We start from the raw sequence: 20,746 nt of genomic DNA on the forward strand, positions 1-20,746 counted from the left end.
AATTAAAAATAGAATGTAAATATTCTTTTTTTTTATATTTTTGTATGTAAATATATTAATTGTGAAAGTTGTTTCAATTATAGGTTCTGGAATTTCAGGGTTAACAACCGCTTGCTATCTGGCTAAAGCAGGGTATAAGGTCCGTATTTTTGAGAAGAATGAGGAAATAGGTGGAAGAGCAAGAAAGTTTGAATCCCATGGATTTACATTTGATATGGGGCCTAGTTGGTACTGGATGCCTGATATATTTGAAGATTTTTTTAATGACTTCGGCAAAAAGGTTGAAGATTATTATGAATTGAGAAGATTGGATCCATCTTATTCAATTTATTTTGAAAAACAAAAAATTGAAATACCAGCATCATATAATGAATTTGTATCCCTTTTCGAAAAGTTTGAACCGGGTAGTTCATTAAAACTAGATCAATTTTTTAGCGACGCTGCTGCCAAGTATAAATTGGGTATGAAGGGATTTGCAACGAAGCCTTCACTTGGGATAAAAGAATATGCTGATCCCAAGTTGTTAAAAGCTGCCTTTAAGATGAATTTGTTCAACAACATGGACAAACATATTAATAAATACTTTCAACATCCGTACTTGCGTAAAATTATGCAATTTCCCGTAATATTCCTCGGTGCAATGCCTGACAAAATACCTGCAATGTATAGTCTCATGAATTACGCTGATACTAAATTGGGTACATGGTATCCAATGGGAGGTATGTTTAAGATTGTTGAGTCGATGGCATCTTTAGCAGAGGAATTGGGGGTTGAAATTAATTGCGGTAAAGAGGTTGTGGATTTCGTTATTAAGAAAAATATTGTCACTGGTATTTGTACAAATAAAGGAGATTTTGACACGCAGGTTCTCGTCGGCAGTGGAGACTACCATCATATTGAATCATTATTACCAAATCATAAACAAAGTTATTCTTCCGGGTACTGGGATAAACGAAAAATGGCTCCTTCTTGTTTAATTTACTACCTGGGTATTGGTAAGAAAGTTTCTTTAGATCATCATTCGTTATTTTTTGACTCATCTTTTGATCAGCATGCAAGGGAACTTTACGACCAACCAAAATGGCCTTCAGATCCAATGTTCTATGTTTGCACTACATCAGTGACAGATGCTTCTACAGCGCCTGAAAATTGTACAAATCTTTTTATCCTTGTTCCAATAGCGGCGGGGTTAGATGGGGACACGGAGCAACTGCGCAGGAAGTATAAAGAGAAAATACTGGAACGACTTGAAAAGAGGTTGGGAGTGGAAATTAGATCCCAAGTGATTTATGAAAGGTCATATTCGATCAGAGATTTTAAGGAAGATTACCATGCGTTTAAAGGAAATGCCTACGGTTTGTCCAATACTCTGGATCAAACGGCTTTTCTGAAGCCACGAATGAAAAGTAAAAAATTGAAAAACCTTTATTACTGTGGTCAATTAACGGTCCCGGGACCCGGCGTTCCGCCTGCTATAATATCTGGAAAAATAGTGGCCAAAGAAGTAATCAGGGAACACAATACTTATTCTGAAAATCTCAAAACAATTGCGTAATATGGATAGGCTACAATTATTCAATAAGGTTAGTGATAAATGCAACAAGTCTGTGATCTCATCATACAGTACGTCATTTTCATTTGCGACGAATCTTCTCCATCGTGATATTAGACAAAGCATTATGAATATTTATGGTTTTGTTAGACTTGCAGATGAAATTGTGGATTCTTTTCACGATTTCGACAAGAAATCCTTATTAATTCGATTCAAAAAGGACACAAATTTGGCTATTAATGAAGGAATTAGTGTCAATCCAATACTTCAAGGTTTCCAGAATGTAGTGAGAACGTATAATATCGACAATGGATTGATAGAAGCATTTTTTGACAGTATGTTTACTGATTTGAACAAAACCAATTGGGAAAGCGAAAGTGAATTAGATAATTATATTTATGGTTCAGCAGAGGTGGTTGGTTTAATGTGTCTTTGTGTATTTGTGAATGGTGAAAGAAGGCTTTTTGAGGAATTATCCAGTTCTGCCAGAGCTTTGGGGGCGGCCTTTCAAAAGGTAAATTTTCTGCGAGACCTAAAAGACGATGTGGCGGATCTGAACAGAAGTTATTTTCCGGAATTGAATAATGGTGAATTAAATGCAGCCGCTAAGTTGTCAATAGAAAGTAGTATAGAAAAAGATTTTGAAGAAGCATTCAAGGGAATAAAATTGCTTCCGGTAAAGTCTAAATTCGGAGTGTTGGTAGCTTATAAATGTTACATGTCTTTATTCAATAAAATTCGCAAATTACCCCCGGAAGTAATATTCCAGAAAAGAGTAAGGATTAACAATGCAAGTAAACTATATTTAATCCTCAAAACGGCAATATTTAGTAAGTTTTCAGTAGCTTAAATATCTAAATTTCTTTAAGATCATGGTTTTGCAATATTTGATATATTTTTTAATAATTATTTCCACATTTGTTATAATGGAAGGAATAACATGGCTTACACATAAGTATGTAATGCATGGATTTTTGTGGGTATTACATAAAGATCATCATCAGCCTCATGACCATGATTTGGAGAAAAATGACCTTTTCGCTATCATATTTGCTGTTCCGTGCATCACTCTTTTTTACTTCGGGACTTTTCATGATAATCCCTGGTTGACCTGCATTGCAATTGGGGTGTTTTTATATGGTATTGCTTATTTTTTAGTTCATGATGTAGTTATTCACCAAAGAATAAAATGGTGGACCCATTCCAAAAATAAGTATGTAAGAGCTATGAGGTGGGCGCATAAAATGCATCACAAACATCTGGGAAAAGAAGATGGTGAATCATTCGGGTTCCTATGGGTAGAAAGAAAATACAGGGATAAAATTAAAAAGGATGAATCCATTCGAAGAGCAGGGTCTGCTTGACAAATATTCTTTTATAATAGTAGGAAGTGGTTTAGCTGGACTAAGTTTATGTTTGGAACTTTTAGCCAGTAAAATGGATTTAACAGGGAGGATATTGCTGGTAGATAAATCATTTTCAAATTATCCAGACAGGACGTGGTGTTTTTGGGATTCGGGTAATTTCACCTACAAAGATCTTATTACAAAAGAATGGAGGAATGTCAGACTTTGTCTTTCGGATAAATTATTAGATATTGACTTGGGGAGATATCGTTATAAGATGATGGATTCCCAAGACTTCCGTCATTATGCATTCAGTGAAATCGAAGCATCAGGAAGAGTCGATATGGTGGAAGCAATTGTTACGGATATTTCACAGCTTGAAGGAGGTGGGGCTGTGGTTATGGCTGGACAGTTGAAATATATAGGCCAGAAAGTTTTCGACAGCCGTTTTAATAAAGAAGAACTAAACAATCATTCAGGTAATAAACTTTGGCAACAATTTCGGGGGTGGTATATTGAGACCGAAGCAGCGGTCTTCGATCAGAATAAGGCTACTTTAATGGATTTCAGGACGAACCAGGAAGATGCAGTAGCTTTTTATTATGTACTTCCTGTAAGCCCGAAAAAAGCTTTAATTGAGTTTACACTTTTTACTTTAGAATTAAAGCCGCGAGAATTCTATGAGAATGCTTTAAACCGTTTTCTCAATGAAAAGGTGGGTGGAAAATTTACCATAATTTCAGAAGAAGATGGAATTATTCCCATGACAGATTTAGTCTTTTCTCAAAAGTATAGGGATATACTGCCAATAGGTACAGCAGGAGGATGGACAAAACCATCTACAGGATATACTTTTTCATTTGTCAGAAGAGAAGTGGAGAATATTGTCAACGATCTTGAGCAAAATATTCATCCTCTAGAAAAACCAAAATATTTTAGTTCCCGATTTTGGTACTACGACCGTATATTACTGCGATTAATTTCTGAATATCCTAAAAAAGGAGCCCATATTTTCTTTTCATTATTTCAAGATAACCCTGTGTCCCGTGTATTTAAGTTTCTTGATAACAGGACGTCGTTGTGGGAGGAATTTCTCATTTTTGTCAAGTTGCCAGTAATTTTGTTTGTGAAAATGGCTGTGAAAGAAGTATTTAAAAAAAGAAAATAGTACGATAAGTAAACGAGATTCATAGTTTTTTTCTTTATGTTATTAAGAATCATTCAAAATAGAGTATGTTTGTTTCATAAACCAATATTTATGATTCGAATTATTAGTCTACTAATTATCCTGTTTTTTGTAATCACTGCATTTGCACAAAAGAATCCAGCGTATATTTTATTCAATACAAAGGGGAATAAAGTTTCATACGAGAAAATGATTCGAAAGTTGAAGCAGTCGGATGTTATACTATTCGGGGAGTTTCATGACAATCCAATTTCGCACTGGTTACAACTGGAATTGATTACCAGTTTGTCGGAGGAGCACGAATTGACCCTCGGAGCGGAAATGATTGAGACCGACAACCAGGTTTTTTTGGATCAGTACCTTGCCGGGGAAATTAACGAGAAGGAATTGGATTCGTTGGCCCGGTTGTGGCGAAATTATCATACGGATTATGCGCCCCTGGTGGATTTTGCCAAAGAACACGATATCCGTTTTATCGGAACGAATGTTCCGAGGAGATTTGCAAGTATGGTGTACCGCAATGGTTTTGGTGTCCTGGATTCGTTGACCGACAGGGAAAAAGGCTGGATGGCTACTTTGCCTATAGCTTATGACCCGCAATTGCCAGGCTATCAAAAAATGCTGGAAATGGGAGGCGGCCACGGAGGGGAGAATTTACCCAAAGCCCAGGCTATAAAGGATGCTACGATGGCTGAATTTATTCACAAGAATATTGAGGACGGGAAATTATTTGTCCACTTCAATGGTTCCTATCATTCGGATAATTATGAGGGGATCCTGTGGTATTTGAAAAGACTGGACCCGGACCGGGAATACCGGACCATTACTACGGTAATGCAAGAAGATGTGAAAAGGCTGGAAGAGGAGTACGAGGGACGGGCGGATTTTATTATTTGTGTGCCGGAGAATATGACGAGGACGTATTGATCCGGGCTATTCATCCCAAAATGTTTTTTCCGGAGAAAGTTTCGGCCCGGATGTAGGAAAATATGATGAATTTTTCTATCTGACTAAAATGAATCCACCGAACATTATGATTTTCACGGGCAACGAATGTCTGTTGGCTGTAAACAGGCACGAGTGAATCACAATTCGGATATTTTGGGTGGTTCGTCGCGGCGGACCACCATTCGTGCATTCGTGGCTAATTGTTCCTTTTTTGCCACTGAAGCACAGAGTATGCCGCAGGCATTTTATGGATTCTCTGGCAATTTCTACTGAAAAGTCGGTAGCCCGCTTGTGTCATCGAAAAGGATCGGCAGGCCGCGAATGGGGTTGACTTAGCGATCTTGTTCCCTATCTGAATGTCTGTGACGCAAGTCCATGAAAAGGATCTGCGGACACATACAATGGATGTAAATTTTCAGTGGGAATTACTGGTAATCGAATGAAATTAGAATTTGGATCATAAATAATGATCCATTTACCACACTACTTTCAATCCGTTTTCTTCGTATTTCATTACATTTTTATCTTTACGTATGAATGTAAAGTCATGCCTCATCGCTTGCCAAATTAACATTTTATCGAAAGGATCCTTATGCCGGTTCCCATTCAGATTGTGATACGATACGGCTTCTACCGGTGTAAGGGGAATGGATAGAAACCCCATTTGGAGTACAATTTGAGGGAATTCCTGGGGTAAAATGCCCTTCAACTCCAATTTACCAATAGAATATTTTAGCGAAATTTTCCAAAAATTAACGGCGCTAACAGAGATCGTATAAGCCGGATTTTCTAAAATTTCCCTTACTTTACGAGATAATTTTCCCGGTTGAAGAACGCTCCATATTAAGGAATGTGTATCGGTTAAATACGTCATTGTTGCAGAAATTCTTCTTCGGTGATCTTGAAGTCTTTATGAAAAACGGCCCGCGCTTTACCTTCCATTATGCCCAACGTTCTCTTTTTCAGTGAAAAAGGTTTATTGGGTATAAAATATCCTATAATTTCCTTCTTTTTACCGAAGGTGACAGCCACTTTGTTCCCCTGTTTGACCCATTCTACTACCTTAGAGAAATGAGTTTTAAATTCTCCCACACTCATTGTTTTCATAATACATTTTTAAAAAAGATATAAAATTCTTGTCAACTTGTCAAGAAATGACTTGGTCGTTTATAATCTCATTGTGATATGGTTTGACTCTATCAACAGTCGTGCTTATATATCACCAGGTCTGCCTGAAAGAAGAATAAAACGCAGTTATGACGTGGAAGTTGTAACCGTTAATCCCATTGGAGAAACTCCTTTAAAGTATTCATTTATTGGGTCGATTTACAATAATTCTGAAACCGGTATTGCGAAATAGCTACGAAAAAAAATTTAAAAAAAAGGTAACAACGAATTAGGAAATTTAAATTTGTAGTGTATATTTGTTCATTATAACCAATATGTAGTACATAATGAAAAAAAATAAATTACTTTCTCTTATCAATAATATTAATTTATTACTAATGGAATTGTTTGTGTCTCCTGCTTATTATAACATCATTTTTATCTTCATTTTTATCGGTAGTGTAAATGGCCAAAAAAAATTTCCATTTGATAAAGCAGAGAATAAAGGAATGTCCATTATGCAAATTGATTTGAATGATAGTTTAGGTTTGCAAACTATCGTAGATATTGATTCGAATTTATATTTGGGACATCCAACTTCATTTATTTCTAACAAGGATGAGATTACTATTATTTACTTGACAGGTCATGCTTTGGGAAATATTAGGTCTGTTAAGAGTTATGATGGGGGAATAAACTGGATTGAGAATCTTGATATTCCCGAAGAGTGGAATATCTTGCCTGATACAAATATTTATACAGGCTACAAAGTTAATAGCCCTTTTACTCAAGTTCCAACTGCATATAAATTGAATCCAAATTTCGGAGAGGAAAGGGTATTTCTTTATACGGGAGTTTTTACACCTCGGGCAGGTGAATACTTTCCTGCAAGATATGCTAGTATGGATTTAGCTGCAGACTGTAGGACGTGGTCTTCATTACGGCCTTTAGTTTTTGGAGGAAAGACTATTTCACCCAATGTTTTATTCGCCGATTTAATTAAGCTTAAAGATGGTAAATATCTAGGAACCTTTCATTTTGACGATAGAAATGAAGAAATGGGAAATAATGGTAAAATATTTACTGCTGTAACTGAAAATGGGTATGAGTTCACAGAACCTAAGTTAGCTGTTGAATTTTCTGAAGCTTTTTTATGTGAAGCTGGGTTGATAAGGAGCCCTGACGGTAGTTCCATTGCTATGCTAATGAGAGAAAACAATAGAATTTTTAATTCTTTTATTTCAATAAGCCATGATGAAGGTATTACATGGTCTCAGCCGCGGCAATTGCCTGATGCACTTACAGGGGACCGACATCAAGGAGTCGTCTTGCCAGATGGAAGGCTATTTATTTCTTTTAGAGATGTTGGAGTAGAGTCATCAACGAGAGGTGATTGGGTTGGGTGGATCGGAAAATTTGATGATCTTTTAGCTGGGAGTGAAGGTGAATACAGGATAAGATTTAAGGATAATCTGGTTGGATATGATTGCGGGTATCCTACTATCCATTTATTCGAAAACGGAGATATTTTTTTGGCAACGTACGGACATTGGGAAGAAAATTATCCTCCCTATATTTTGGCTTATAGGATTAATATTAGAACCCTTGACAAGTTATCTGAAAAATCTAAATAAGTGTGATATGTTTTATGTGTGTATTACTTTCATACTTATCCTCTTTAATAGTTGCACTTCAGAAACTAGAACTGTCAATGATGACTATCTTAGAGTAAAAAAGATTAGTTTTGAAATCGATTTGGATACTATTATGTCTGGTCATACTGATAGTACAACCTGGTTTTATCCTAGTATTGGTGTAGTTATGGAAAGTCCGAAGATGTTAGTATTGACTATTCAAGAAATGAAAAAGGGAAGATCAGATGTTTTTACTCCTGTTGTTTCTCAATATAGCCTGGATGACGGATTTTCTTGGTCAAGTTTGCAGAATAGAAATGATGCATTTTCATTTAGGGACGAAAAAGGACTTACAATAGGAATGTGCAATTTTACACCTAAGTGGCATTTAGTTTCAAAAACTTTACTTGGAACATGTCATTCAGTCCCGTATAGAAATGGAGCGCTTGTTTATGAACAGAGAACGCCCATTTGGTCAATATATAATCCAAAGACTCATGAATGGACAAAATGGCAGTTTTTGCAACTCCCTAATGATCCTAAATACTATGAAACTAATACCTGTGCCGATCAAAGAATTGATTTGCCAAATGGAGATATTCTATTACCAATATATTATAGAGGGAAAGGAGGGAAAACATATACAACTTGTGTTATTAAATGTTCTTTTGATGGAAAAGATTTGGGGTATTTGGAACACGGCTCGGAACTAAGTATAGATATTGACAGAGGTTTGTTCGAGCCTTCACTGACCCGGTTTGGAGATGAATACTACCTGACTATAAGAAATGATAAAAAAGGATATTGGGCAAAAAGCGAAGATGGTTTGAATTTTTCGGAACCTCAGGTTTGGAGATTTGATAACGGAGAAGAAGTTGGGACGTATAATACGATGCAGCATTGGGTTACGCATTCGGAAGGATTGTTCCTGGTATATACGCGAAAGGGAGCCAATAATGATCATGTAGTGAGACACAGAGCGCCTCTTTTTATTGCTCAAGTAAATTCGCAATCAATGAACTTGATTAGGGAAACAGAGAGAATACTTGTTCCCAATCGGGGTGCTAGTGTGGGCAATTTTAGTGTTACAAATATAAATGAAAATGAAACATGGGTAACAGTGGCCGAAAGGATGACGGGTAAAGGAGAAGAATTATTTGGAGCAAGTGGAAATGTTTATGCTTCGAAAATTAAATGGGGACGCTCTAATTATGTATGGAATAGGTAAAATTGACTTTATCACTAATATTAAAATATGGAAGAAGAATTAAGAAGTATTACACTAGTAGATCAATTAGAACATAAGTTGTTAAAATATATTAAAGAGGCTGATTTAAGAGAAGGAGATTCTCTTCCTTCGGAGAGTTTCTTTTCGGAAAAGTATAATGTAAGTAGAAATTTAGTGAGAGAGAGTCTGTCTCGGTTGAAAATGCTAAATATCATTGAGAGTAGAAGAAGACGTGGTATGGTTATCAAAGAAGCAGATCCTATGGTGAATTTTGTTAAAGTTATTAGGTCTAATCTTATTGGTAAACAATCAATGCTTGACTTGATAGAATTACGTTGCGCAATTGAAATTGGTATTACTCCCATGATTTTTAAGAGTGTGGACCACAATGATATTTTGGAACTAGAGGAAATTGTTGATCGAGAAAACAAATTAGGGGATGTAAAAGTGAGTGTTGAAGATGAAATAAATTTTCATACTAGAATATATCAAATAGTGGATAATTCCTCATTGTTAACCTTACAGAATGTATTAATTCCAATCTTTAGCTATGCTCATTCCAACTTTTTAGATTTCAATAATTATGTTCAAAGATTGAGGGATGAAGGTAGGATTGTCTCTCATAATGATCTGGTTGATTTTATAAAAGAGGGTGACGAAAGTGGATATAAGGAAGGAATTGAAAGACATTTAAGAGCTTTTCTAGACTATGTATATGAGTTCAAAAAGGAAAAATAAGCAGGAAATAGCAGTTCCTGCTTATTCTAAATTTATCCGATATTACTTAATAGATAAAACACAAAAGTATGAATTATTGGCAAATTTCAAAATGCCTTTTAGGGTATTACTTGCGGAATATGGGCTTTAAACTTTTTTTAATACCGTTATGCTGTGCAATAACGTGGACTTTATCTGCTCAGACCATAAATATTAAAGGAGAGGTGGTTGATAGTCGGGGTGAAATACTGATAGGAGTCAATGTCTTAAATGAGAGTTCCGGTAAGGGTACAACAACCGATTTTGATGGTACTTTTATTATAGAGGCTTCAATAGGAGACTGGTTGGTATTTTCCTATGTAGGATATGCAGTGCAACGTTTGAAGATCGAAAACGACAACAGATTATCGATTACTTTGCGGGAAAGCGCAGATGTACTCGACGAAGTTGTTGTTGTGGGATACGGTACATTACGGAGTTCGAGAATTTCTAGTTCAGTATCTAAACTGAGTTCAGAAGACTTAAATAATTCAACCTTTGCTCGAGTTGACCAGGCGATGGCAGGCAAAATTGCGGGGATACAGTTGCAAGAATCGAATGGAGGAGCCCCAGGATCGAGTTTATCAATCAAAGTTAGAGGAGTTAATTCAATATCCAGATCTAATAGCCCTTTGATCGTAGTTGATGGTTTTCCTATTTCGGGGGATATTGGTTTTATAAATCCAAAAGATATAGAATCCATTGAAGTGTTGAAAGATGCTGCGTCAGCAGCAATTTATGGTTCAAGAGGATCTAATGGTGTTATTTTGATTACAACTAAAAAAGGTCGAGAAAAAACACCGACCTTTAGTTTTAGCAGTACTTTTGGATTACAGGGACAATTAGGAGAAGTAGGAGTGTTGAATCGTGACGAATATTTGGAATTTGCGATTGAAGAGAGAACTAATAGTGCCATTTATCAGGGTATAGATCCTGCTACTCTAACTTCTCGACCACCAGACACAAGATATTCCATAGATCCACAATGGATCTCAAATCCGGAATCATTTCCTGATAACAACTGGCAAGATTTGATCAATAGAGTGGCGCCAATAAATAACAATCAACTTTCGTTATCCGGTAGTTTGGGTTCTCTTAAATATTATTCCTCTGTAAATTATTTGGATCAAAAAGGTATTATTTTAGGAAGTGATTTTCAGAGGACTTCATTTAGATCCAATTTAGAAGGAAGTCCTTTAGATTTTTTGACCTTGGGAATAAATTTTAGTATTTCTTATTCCACAGGGAATGATCCCAGGTCCAATTGGAACCAGGGGCCTGTTAGTAGATCTATTTTAGTAGCTCCAATAGTTGAGTTGGGTCAGCAAACATTCAGGGGTGGGTATTACCCATATCACTTAGATGCGTATCTGAATCCTGTAAGTTTGGTTAATGAAATGAAGAATCTAATCACTATTCAAAGAACTATTGCCAATCCTTTCATTCAATTTGAACCAGTTAAAAATCTTTTCATACGAAATATGACCGGGTTTGATGTCAGCAATAAGTCAAATGAATATTTTCTGCCAAATAATATTAATAGAGGGAGGGGAGCCGTTGGAAATGCAACAAATGATGCTGGTAAGGGGTTTTTGAGTGAGACAACTGTATCCTATTTATTGGAAAGGGATAAATTGGGGGTTAATTTATTAGCTGGGTATTCGTTCCAAAGTCAAATGGATTATAATTCTTTTTTGGAAAAATCCGGATTCCCTGACGATGAAATACAAACATTAAATGCTGGAACAGTTGTAAATTCTGCAACTGATTCAAGAACAGAATGGGATCTTATTTCATATTTTGGAAGATTGAATATGGAGTATGAAGGAAAGTATCTTTTGACAACGAGTCTAAGGAGAGATGGTTCCTCCAGGTTTCATAAAAGTAGTAGATGGGGATTGTTCCCTTCATTATCGATAGGTTGGAATGTCGATCGGGAAAATTTTATGGTAAATAATAAGTTTTTATCTTCTCTTAAGCTAAGAGCTAGTTATGGTACTACGGGTAATAATAATGTTGGGAATTATGCATATTCAAGTCTTCTGAATCAAAATAACTACGTCGGACCAAATGAGGAGGTTATTGTGGGGTATAGTCAAAATGGATTTTCCAATACTGATCTTACATGGGAGACTACTGAAATTTTGGACTTTGGATTTGATATAGGTATTTTAAAAGATAGAATTAATTTGACAATTGATTATTACATATCCGATACTAAGGGACTTCTGTTAAACGTACCAATTCCTGGGATAACAGGTTTTAATTCGGCACTACAGAATATTGGGGAAGTGCAAAATAAAGGTGTTGAATTGGAATTCATGACAAATAATCTTAATGGAAAGGTTAATTGGAATACTTTTTTTAATATTTCTTTTAACAAGAACATCGTTAAAAAGTTGGGTCCTACTGGGAGTCCAATTATTTCTTCCATAAGAGAAGCATCCACAATAACAGAAATTGGTAGGTCGATCGGAGAATATTATATGTTTGAAACCAGTGGTATATTTATGGATCAAAGTGATTTAGATAAATATCCGACTTACAAAAGACAGGAACCAGGTGATCTTATTTATGTGGATCAAAATGGAGACGGACAAATTACTATTGCAGATAGGACACATGTAGGTAGTAATCTGCCTAAGTTTATTTTCGGACTAACTAATAAATTTGATTTAGGGAATCTTTCATTTTCTTTTTTTATTGATGGCCAATATGGCAACAAGTTACTAAATATAGCTAAAGCACAGCACGGTCAATCACGGGGGAATGTATACGATTATTGGTTAAATCGGTGGCGTTCACCTGAGAATCCGGGTGATGGCAAGACTCCGCGCGCTGTTGTGACCGATAATCTTACTACTCCATCTGATTTTTGGTTACACGATGCCAGTTTTATTCGAATTAGAAATGTTTCACTAGGTTACATATTATCGGATAAGATACTCAGTAAATTATCAGGATTGAATGTATTGAAATTAAGCTTGACAATTGATAATCTTTTAATGTTTGATGAATATTATCATAATGTTCAGACAGGTACATGGAGTAATTCAGCCTTAGTTCCTGGAGTTGAATTTGATTCCACATATCCATTGGCAAGGACATTCAATTTTGGGATTGATGTAACTTTTTAAAAATTCAAAATAATAAAAATGAAAACTTTAACTAAAATTGGAATTTTAATCTTTACGATGTTTTCATGTCAAAATAAACTTGACCTTATACCAATTTCTTCAAAGACTGATTCCGGATTTTATATTACATCGGAGCATATTGAGCAAGCTCTTGCAGGATGTTATGATGCATTACAGGAGGCAAAAGTGAATCAGAATTTTTCATATATGTTGACTGAGGCCAGATCTGATAATACATGGCAAACAACCTTTTACGATGACGGACAATTTTGTAGATTCTCAGAAGACGCTTTGAATACTACTTTAGCTACCGCATGGAATAATCTGTATAATTATATTAACAGGTGTAATAGAGTTATATATTATGTTGGGGAAATTGATGCTCAAGAATCTTCTAAGAATCAATGGAAGGGGGAGGCTTTATTTATAAGGAGTTTACTGTACTTTGATCTTGTCCGTATTTTTGGAGAAGTTCCAATCGTAATTGAACCGTTGACAATTGATGATGCCTATGAAGTTCCCAAAAGTACGATTCAGGAAGTTTATGATGTTATCAAAAATGATTTATCAGAAATAGTGAATAATAATTGGTTGTCCACAGAGATTTTTCCTGGACGAGCCAACATTTATGCTGCAAAAGCTCTTTTGGGGAAAGTATTGATTTATAGATCAGGTTATCCATTGAGAACTAATGAGTGGTCACAAGCTAAACTATTATTTGAAGATGTTATTGGGTCCGGAGAATTTGAATTTTTTGAAAATTATGATGATATTTTTGCCTTTGAAAATGAAAATGCCGGACAAAGTTTATTTGCTATTAAGTTTGTTGATGGTACTAACGAAGGAAATAGTTTCCCTTCAAGAAATGCACCGAATGAAATAGATCCATCTGATTTTGTCTTTGGTGGGACTCCATTTCGTTTACATATTACAGAAGATATTGCTAAGGAAATATTTCCTGCAACTAATGATTTTAGAAAACAATCCGCTTTAAGAATGTCTTGGTTAAATAAATCTGGAGATACTATAACAAATGATCCATGGTGTCGAAAATACAGTGAATACAAGGACCAAATAAATGGTCCGGTAAGTGGCCTCAATAACTGGAACATTGATTTTATATTAATAAGGTTTACAGACGTAATGATGTTATATGCAGAAGCTTTAAATGAATTGGAAGGTCCCAATGGAGAAGCTTTGGCTATCCTTAATAGGGTAAGAGCAAGAGCCGGTCTGGAACCGAACCCTCAGACGGATAAGGAAACATTCCGCCTGTGGATGGAGCAGGAGCGTAGGAGTGAGTTTTGTTTCGAAAACGAAAGGTGGTTTGACCTCGTACGTACCGATCGGGCGTTGGATGTAATGCAAGCTTTCCTGGAAAGACAAGGTGGTACCTTTGTTAATAATTTTACGGATCGAAGTAAATATTATTATCCCATTCCTCAGTCGGTAACTGACCTTACAGGTATTAAATAGAAGTTTTATTTCTTATTATTTAAAAAATTTATGATAATTAAAAGCAAAATTAAGGGATTGATAGTTCCTACTTTTACCCCTCTTGATAGTAGAGGTGAGTTAAAACTTGAAATGATTGATAGATATGCTAGATATTTAGTGTCGATCGGTGTGGATGGAGTTTTTATTTGCGGTACAACAGGAGAAGGACTCTTGCTTTCTGTTGAAGAAAGACAAAAAATTCTTGAAGCTTGGATGTTGCATAGTAATAATCTTACGGTTATTGTTCATATTTCTTCTACAAGTTATAAAGATTCAATACGTTTAGCGTCTCATGCGAAAACTATTGGGGTTGACGCAATAGCTTGTATGGGACCATGTTATTTTCCCCCAAACGGGGTTTCAGAATTGGTTGAATTTAATAAGAGAATTGCATATTCAGCCCCAGAAATTCCTTATTATTATTATCATATACCTAGTGTATCAAGAGTTGATTTACCCATGGTTCAATTTTTAAGCAAAGTTGAAGATGAAATTCCAAATTTTTGTGGGATTAAATTTACTTCAAAGAATTTAGTCGATTTTCAAGAATGTATCCGGTTGGAAAATTATAAGTTTGATATACTAAACGGAAATGATGAATATTTTTTAAATGGTATGCTATACGGGGTTGAAGGGAGTATTGGAACATCATTTAATTTTATACCACAATTGTATTTGGACATTAAAGAAGCTTTTGAGAATAATGATATAAAAGGAGCTTTAGACTATCAGGCAAGAGCTATTGACTTTGTTAAGTTAATGCTTAAATATGAGAATGCTATAGTCAGTTCCAAAGCAATTTTTAAAATCATGGGTTTGGACCTGGGACCCTGCCGATTGCCTCTCAGAAATTTAACAGATGTTGAAAATCGCTCGCTGGAGGCAGACCTGAAAGTATTAGGTTTTTTTAATTCCATATCAACATGCTAAAAGTTCATATCCGATGTGTTTTTTGGGTTAGTACTTTTCTTTTATTTCTAAACTGTTCTGGTATTTCTACCAGTATGCCCGAAAATAATATTCAAGCACTGAACAAACTCAAAGAGGCAACCCGGTCCAATGATTTTTGGGTTCGGGTTCATGCATACGAATTTTTACAACAATTGGGATATCACGAGTGGGTGGACTCGTCTTTTTACGGACTTTTAGATGTTTATGGAAATGAACCTGAAAAACGAATCGGAGTTTGGAGAATTGGGGTCCGTGGAGGAAAAACAAAGAAAGAAAAGGAAAATTACATAGATAAAATTCGGGATGTTTACCTTAACGCTAAAAGTCCGGATCGTTTGCATGCCGCTGAAACATTGGCCAAGTTGGGTGTTTCTCTTAAAACTTTTCCACCCGGATTGGTAAGCAATGATTTGGAAAGCGGTGGTGTATTGAGGGGATTTGTACTTTGGGGAAACAGCCTTCCCGCAGATCCCGGAGGCGAAATTGATATTCAGGGCCTCCTGGAATTGTTTCCGACAGAAAAAAAAGAGGTACAGGAAATCTTGGCTTACGGGATTATGAAGATGAAGGCTGAGATACCGCAGGAGGTCCGGTTGGAAATGGAAGGCATAACCGCGGATTTTTCGTTTTCGAATTTGACACGGAATCGGATAAGTTTGGCTCTGACTGCTGACAATCATCAGGTCATGGGCGATACGGGAATAAAAGATCATTACAGGAATATGATTCTTAGTAATGTAAAGAGCACTCGTTTCGAAGCGTGTGAAATGATGGCTTATTACGGGGACAAAACGCTGATACCTGACCTGTATAGAGTACTTACCGGGCAGAATGTTTTGGAATCCGGAGAAGGCAGGTCAGTTTTGGAAAGTATGAACCTGGATTGTCAGAGTGCAGCTGCTTTTGCGTTATTGTCCATTGAGCGTAAGAAGGACAAGCATTTATCAGTCTGGGATTGGGGCGTTATTGCTTTTTTTCTCCTGATGATGTTGGGGATCGGTTTTTATTATTCGAGAAGGGCTTCCAGTAAAGAAGATTATTTATTGGGAGGCCGGACTATGAATCCCTTTATGGTGGGGCTTTCTTTATTCGCTACTTTATTGAGCACACTGAGTTATCTGGCGTATCCCGGGGAACTGATCAAGTACGGGCCTATGGTCGCTTTTGGTATATTATCCTTTCCCGTGGCGTATTGGATCGTAGGAAAGTTCCTTATTCCGGAATTTATGAAGCTCAATGTGACCAGTGCCTATGAAGTGTTGGAGCTGAAGCTGGGACATAACGTACGGAATCTGGGAACAGTATTTTTCCTTCTTCTCCGTTTTTTATGGATGTCCACGATCATATATGCTACGGTCACCACGGCACTTTCTACGATTATGGGCTTTTCTGAGAAATGGGTTCCCCTTATTTGCCTGATTATAGCGTTAATTACGGTTTTATATACTACTCTGGGCGGAATAAAAGCAGTTGTCCTGACAGATGCGATTCAGTCTTTTATTTTACTGGGTGGGGCGATATTGACCATAATTATTATATCTTCCCGATTCGGTAATTCGATGGATTGGTTTCCCCGGGAATGGTTGTCCCACTGGGAAGAATTGCAGTGGGGGATTGATTTCAAACAGAGAATGACTATTGGCAATATCTTTGTAATGACCCTTGTGTGGCAGGTATGTACTGCTGGCTCCGATCAAATGGCTATTCAACGTTACCTTTCAACGGGTAGTAAAAGAGAAGCTAAATGGTCGCTTAAAGTTTCATTAATGTCCAATGCCTTGGTTCAATTGGTGCTGGCAGTATTGGGGTTGGCTGTTCTTTCTTACTTTGTGAAATTTCCCGAAGATTTGGAATTCGGAACAAATGTATATGAGAATGCCGATGCCTTGTTCCCGAGGTTTATTCTTGTTGGACTTCCGGTTGGTATCAGTGGCCTGGTGGTAGCAGGAATAATGGCTGCAGCTATGTCCAGTCTTTCTTCCGGGCTCAATTCTTCTTCTTCCGTGCTATCAGAGGATGTCCTGGATCGTCATTTCCCTAAATTATTCAAAACGGTGGATCCATTGAAACAGGTACGTCTGATTTCCGTGATTTTAGGTATCGTTGTTTCAGTATGTAGTATGTTCATAGGATATATAGAAGGAAACTTACTCGATGTAGTCATCAAAGTAGTTAATCTCGTAGTAGCACCTTTGTTCGTTTTGTTCTTTATGGCATTGTTTGTGCCCAAAGCAACGGATAAGGGAACGTTCTTCGGAGGAATTTTTTCTTTGTTGGTAGCTATTTTAATTGCTTTTACAGAAATTTTTGGCCTAAGTGTCCTGACCATTATGCCCGTTTCCCTGATCGCCGGTATAGTATCAAGTTATTTGTTTAGCGAATTGGATCGACAATTCCTCTGAGGATGCTGATAAGAACAGAAGTTTTAGAAGTCGAAAGAAATAACACAGTAAAACCATCTGCATACATATGCGAAATCTGTGGGCTGGAATAGATATTCCCACTGATCAGTACAGTTAGGTACAGAATATGATATATATTATCCTATAGTTTTCCGAATATATTTATCTGTCAAATTGCTTTAGGTCCAAGGCCGGGTCAATAACCTGGTTGGAGTAATGAAGTTCATCCCAATACACAGTATCCTGAGCTTCTGCCGCATTCCTACCTAGTATGGCGGTCAAAGTGGATTCAGCCCCCCTTTCGGCTTCGTTGAGGTAATTTCCACTTTCAATACTTTGAATAAAACTTTTGTGTTTGTTTTCATCGGCATTATGAAGGGAAGAAAGAAAAACTCCGGCAGCACGCTGCTCTTCCGTCAATTCAGCTTTCCCTTTGGCAATACCGGAATCCCATTCATTGTCACCGGAAATAAACACTCCTCCGCTATAATGAGCTTCGGCCATTCCTTTTGTTCCGATAAATCTTGCACATACATCACCGAAAACAGGTCCTAACTGTGTGGAGTGATAGCTTACATTGATGCCTTCGGGATATTCGTATAACGCCTGGTAATGGTTCCAGGCATTGCCGAATTCCGTACCACCTTTTAATCCTCCCGAGCCATTAGCCTTTACAGGATGGGTTTGTAAAGCCTGGTTACATATATCTAACATATGAATCCCTTGATCCAAAAGGGTACCTCCGGATAATTCTCTAAAATGGAAATGATTGCGGATGCGAGCTTCATCATAGGACATATGATCATATGGTTTAATAGGAATTTCTGAAGCCAGATAGTACAGTTGTACATTGATCACCTTACCAATATCTCCGCGTCTTACGCGGCGTATCATTTCGGCATAGGGGGTGGCATGAGGGACCTGGAATCCAATTGCGAGACTGACTTTTCCTTTAGCTGTTTGTCCTAATTTTTCTATTCTGCGGCATCCTGCCACATCGATTGCTGCGGGTTTCTCGCAATAAGCGTGTTTCCCTGCCTTTACGGCTGCTTCCAGGAATTCGGGGTGGGTATAGCAGGGAGAAGAGATTAGGACTGCATCTACCTGGTCATTTTCTAATAATTCCAGATATGCTTCGGAACCTCTGTAGATATTAGATTTCTGTACTTCGCCGAATCCTTTTGCGGCGTTGAGTTGATCCATTTTTATTTTGGCTTTATCCAATTGATCTGCAAAAATATCAGCCAGAGCATTTATGTTTATATTAGTGTGCCGGGACATGGAAGAAATATCCGTAGTTCCACGGCTGCCACATCCAATAAATCCCATATTAATGGCAGAATTGGCTTTGGATCCAAATACGGTTTCCGGTTTCAAAATAGTTAATGTCGAAAGAGCTGTTGCTCCCTTTATAAAGTCTCTTCTTTCCATGGATTAGTTATATTTTTAATTTCATAGCATGTGTAAAAAGTAACAAGGCACCTAAAATAAAAAGGAGGGTGCTATTGTTGGTACCCTAAATTTAAATTTTATATTTATTATAATGTTATATTATTGTAACGGATTGTATAGCTTTTATAAATTGCGATTGGAAACCCCTTGCATAAAGGGAATATCTTTGAGGGAAATCGCTTGAATAGTAATTTTTTAACATAAAATAGTTTCAAAAGAAGGATGAAAAAAGTAATGATCATTGGAGCTGGTGGGGTAGGACGAGTAGTGGCTTATAAGTGCGCAGAGCAAAAAGATGTTTTTTCTGAAATATTATTGGCGAGTAGAACCAAAGCTAAATGTGATGAAATAAAAGAGGCTATTGGTGACGATAGGATTACAACAGCGGCTATAGATGCGATGGACAAGGATGCATTGGTTAGTTTAATCCGGAAATTCAATCCGGAAATGGTGATACACGTTGCTTTACCATACCAGGATCTGGTAATTATGGAAGCTTGCCTGGAAGCAGGTGTACACTATCTGGATACCGCTAATTATGAACCGGAAGATGAAGCCAAATTCGAATACAAATGGCAATGGGCTTACAACGAACAATTCAAACAGAAAAATTTAATGGCCTTGCTTGGTTGTGGATTTGATCCTGGTGTCACTTCGATATTTACGGCCTATGCGGACAAACATTATTTTGATGAAATACATTATTTGGATATTGTGGATTGTAATGCCGGAGATCATGGTCATCCGTTTGCAACCAATTTTAATCCTGAAATTAATATCAGGGAAGTTACGCAAAAAGGGAAGTACTGGGAGAATGGTCAATGGGTCGAGACGGAACCTCATCAATTTATGAAGAAATTGAATTACCCTGAAATCGGTCCTAAAAATTCGTACCTAATATATCACGAAGAACTGGAATCTTTAGTGAAAAATTTTCCTACTATCAAAAGGGCAAGGTTTTGGATGACTTTCTCTGATGAATACCTTACTCACTTGCGTGTAATCCAAAATATAGGGATGGCTAATATCGAACCCATTACTTATGAAGGAAGACAAATTGTACCTATCCAATTTTTAAAAGCTGTACTACCCGATCCTAAATCATTGGGTACAAATTATAAAGGATGGACATCAATTGGATGTAGAATCAGAGGGATAAAAGATGGAAAAGAAAGGACATGTTATATCTATAATAACTGTAGTCATGAAAAAGCATTTGAAGAGACAGGTACCCAGGGCGTATCATATACCACAGGGGTTCCTGCTATGATTGGTGCGAAAATGATGGTGACCGGAAAATGGAATGGCGAAGGGGTGTTCAATGTTGAAAATTTTGACCCGGATCCTTTTATGGAGGAGCTCAATAGTTGCGGCCTTCCCTGGGAGGTAAAACTGGATATTGATTTGGAGCTATAGGTCATGAGATTGGAGTTATTGTGCGCGTGGTTTGAGTTACGAAAAAAGTAGTAATTGTGCAAAATGAGCTGAATATCTCACTACTAAAAGTTAAGAGCTTATAATTAATTTAAAAAGCCTTCTGTTCAACATGG

General features: G+C 36.9%; 17 protein-coding genes. 14 read left to right on the forward strand and 3 right to left on the reverse strand.

Annotated features, from left to right (window positions below; translation table 11 throughout):
- Nucleotides 1-61: 61 nt before the first annotated feature.
- From crtID to LVD47_RS14580, 5 genes are all read left to right on the forward strand, one after another.
- A complete protein-coding gene (gene crtID, locus LVD47_RS14560; protein WP_236978002.1) occupies nucleotides 62-1,555 on the forward strand; it encodes a bifunctional phytoene desaturase/3,4-desaturase in 1,494 nt (497 codons plus the stop codon).
- Nucleotide 1,556: 1 nt separating this feature from the next.
- Nucleotides 1,557-2,402: a phytoene/squalene synthase family protein gene (locus LVD47_RS14565; protein ID WP_236978004.1), complete on the forward strand. Its 846-nt coding sequence runs from the start codon at nucleotides 1,557-1,559 to the stop codon at nucleotides 2,400-2,402.
- Nucleotides 2,403-2,478: 76 nt separating this feature from the next.
- Nucleotides 2,479-2,916 (forward strand): sterol desaturase family protein, encoded by a 438-nt coding sequence (locus tag LVD47_RS14570; protein WP_236978013.1) that lies wholly within the window; start codon nucleotides 2,479-2,481, stop codon nucleotides 2,914-2,916.
- Entirely contained in the window at nucleotides 2,885-4,066 is a 1,182-nt protein-coding gene (locus LVD47_RS14575; protein WP_236978023.1) for a lycopene cyclase family protein, read from the forward strand. The genes LVD47_RS14570 and LVD47_RS14575 overlap by 32 nt, the downstream gene beginning before the upstream one ends.
- A gap of 90 nt (nucleotides 4,067-4,156) precedes the next feature.
- Nucleotides 4,157-5,011 carry a ChaN family lipoprotein gene (locus LVD47_RS14580; protein WP_236978025.1) on the forward strand — a complete coding sequence of 285 codons (855 nt, stop codon included), beginning with the start codon at nucleotides 4,157-4,159 and terminating at the stop codon, nucleotides 5,009-5,011.
- Nucleotides 5,012-5,507: 496 nt separating this feature from the next.
- Here LVD47_RS14580 and LVD47_RS14585 read toward each other — a convergent pair whose 3' ends face one another.
- Both LVD47_RS14585 and LVD47_RS14590 read right to left on the reverse strand, forming a co-directional pair.
- Nucleotides 5,508-5,906, reverse strand: coding sequence for a type II toxin-antitoxin system VapC family toxin (locus LVD47_RS14585; protein WP_236978027.1), 399 nt, complete (start codon nucleotides 5,904-5,906; stop codon nucleotides 5,508-5,510).
- Nucleotides 5,903-6,139 carry a type II toxin-antitoxin system Phd/YefM family antitoxin gene (locus LVD47_RS14590; RefSeq protein WP_236978029.1) on the reverse strand — a complete coding sequence of 79 codons (237 nt, stop codon included), beginning with the start codon at nucleotides 6,137-6,139 and terminating at the stop codon, nucleotides 5,903-5,905. Before LVD47_RS14590 ends, LVD47_RS14585 begins: the two co-directional genes overlap by 4 nt.
- A gap of 37 nt (nucleotides 6,140-6,176) precedes the next feature.
- Between LVD47_RS14590 and LVD47_RS14595 the strand changes: the two genes are divergently transcribed.
- From LVD47_RS14595 to LVD47_RS14630, 8 genes are all read left to right on the forward strand, one after another.
- Complete coding sequence (locus LVD47_RS14595; RefSeq protein WP_236978031.1) at nucleotides 6,177-6,392, forward strand: hypothetical protein; 216 nt, start codon at nucleotides 6,177-6,179, stop codon at nucleotides 6,390-6,392.
- Between the two features lie 94 nt (nucleotides 6,393-6,486).
- On the forward strand, nucleotides 6,487-7,773 hold the full coding sequence (locus LVD47_RS14600) for a sialidase family protein (RefSeq protein ID WP_236978033.1): 1,287 nt from the start codon (nucleotides 6,487-6,489) through the stop codon (nucleotides 7,771-7,773).
- Between the two features lie 7 nt (nucleotides 7,774-7,780).
- Nucleotides 7,781-9,001: a hypothetical protein gene (locus tag LVD47_RS14605; RefSeq protein WP_236978035.1), complete on the forward strand. Its 1,221-nt coding sequence runs from the start codon at nucleotides 7,781-7,783 to the stop codon at nucleotides 8,999-9,001.
- A gap of 27 nt (nucleotides 9,002-9,028) precedes the next feature.
- On the forward strand, nucleotides 9,029-9,739 hold the full coding sequence (locus LVD47_RS14610) for a FadR/GntR family transcriptional regulator (protein WP_236978043.1): 711 nt from the start codon (nucleotides 9,029-9,031) through the stop codon (nucleotides 9,737-9,739).
- 68 nt (nucleotides 9,740-9,807) lie between these two features.
- Entirely contained in the window at nucleotides 9,808-12,894 is a 3,087-nt protein-coding gene (locus LVD47_RS14615; RefSeq protein WP_236978045.1) for a SusC/RagA family TonB-linked outer membrane protein, read from the forward strand.
- Nucleotides 12,895-12,912: 18 nt separating this feature from the next.
- Entirely contained in the window at nucleotides 12,913-14,370 is a 1,458-nt protein-coding gene (locus LVD47_RS14620; protein ID WP_236978047.1) for a RagB/SusD family nutrient uptake outer membrane protein, read from the forward strand.
- A gap of 30 nt (nucleotides 14,371-14,400) precedes the next feature.
- Nucleotides 14,401-15,321, forward strand: a complete 921-nt coding sequence (locus LVD47_RS14625) for a dihydrodipicolinate synthase family protein (RefSeq protein ID WP_236978056.1) — start codon at nucleotides 14,401-14,403, stop codon at nucleotides 15,319-15,321.
- A gap of 74 nt (nucleotides 15,322-15,395) precedes the next feature.
- On the forward strand, nucleotides 15,396-17,744 hold the full coding sequence (locus tag LVD47_RS14630) for a sodium:solute symporter family transporter (RefSeq protein ID WP_236978058.1): 2,349 nt from the start codon (nucleotides 15,396-15,398) through the stop codon (nucleotides 17,742-17,744).
- A 162-nt stretch (nucleotides 17,745-17,906) separates the two neighbouring features.
- Here the strand turns inward: LVD47_RS14630 and LVD47_RS14635 are convergent, their stop codons facing one another.
- Nucleotides 17,907-19,175, reverse strand: a complete 1,269-nt coding sequence (locus LVD47_RS14635) for a Gfo/Idh/MocA family protein (RefSeq protein ID WP_236978060.1) — start codon at nucleotides 19,173-19,175, stop codon at nucleotides 17,907-17,909.
- A gap of 243 nt (nucleotides 19,176-19,418) precedes the next feature.
- On the opposite strand from LVD47_RS14635, the gene LVD47_RS14640 reads away from it, so the two are divergent.
- Nucleotides 19,419-20,612 (forward strand): saccharopine dehydrogenase family protein, encoded by a 1,194-nt coding sequence (locus LVD47_RS14640; protein WP_236978061.1) that lies wholly within the window; start codon nucleotides 19,419-19,421, stop codon nucleotides 20,610-20,612.
- Nucleotides 20,613-20,746 lie beyond the last annotated feature (134 nt).

Source organism: Membranihabitans maritimus (assembly GCF_021729145.1).
In the GTDB taxonomy this organism is placed as follows: domain Bacteria; phylum Bacteroidota; class Bacteroidia; order Chitinophagales; family Saprospiraceae; genus Membranihabitans; species Membranihabitans maritimus.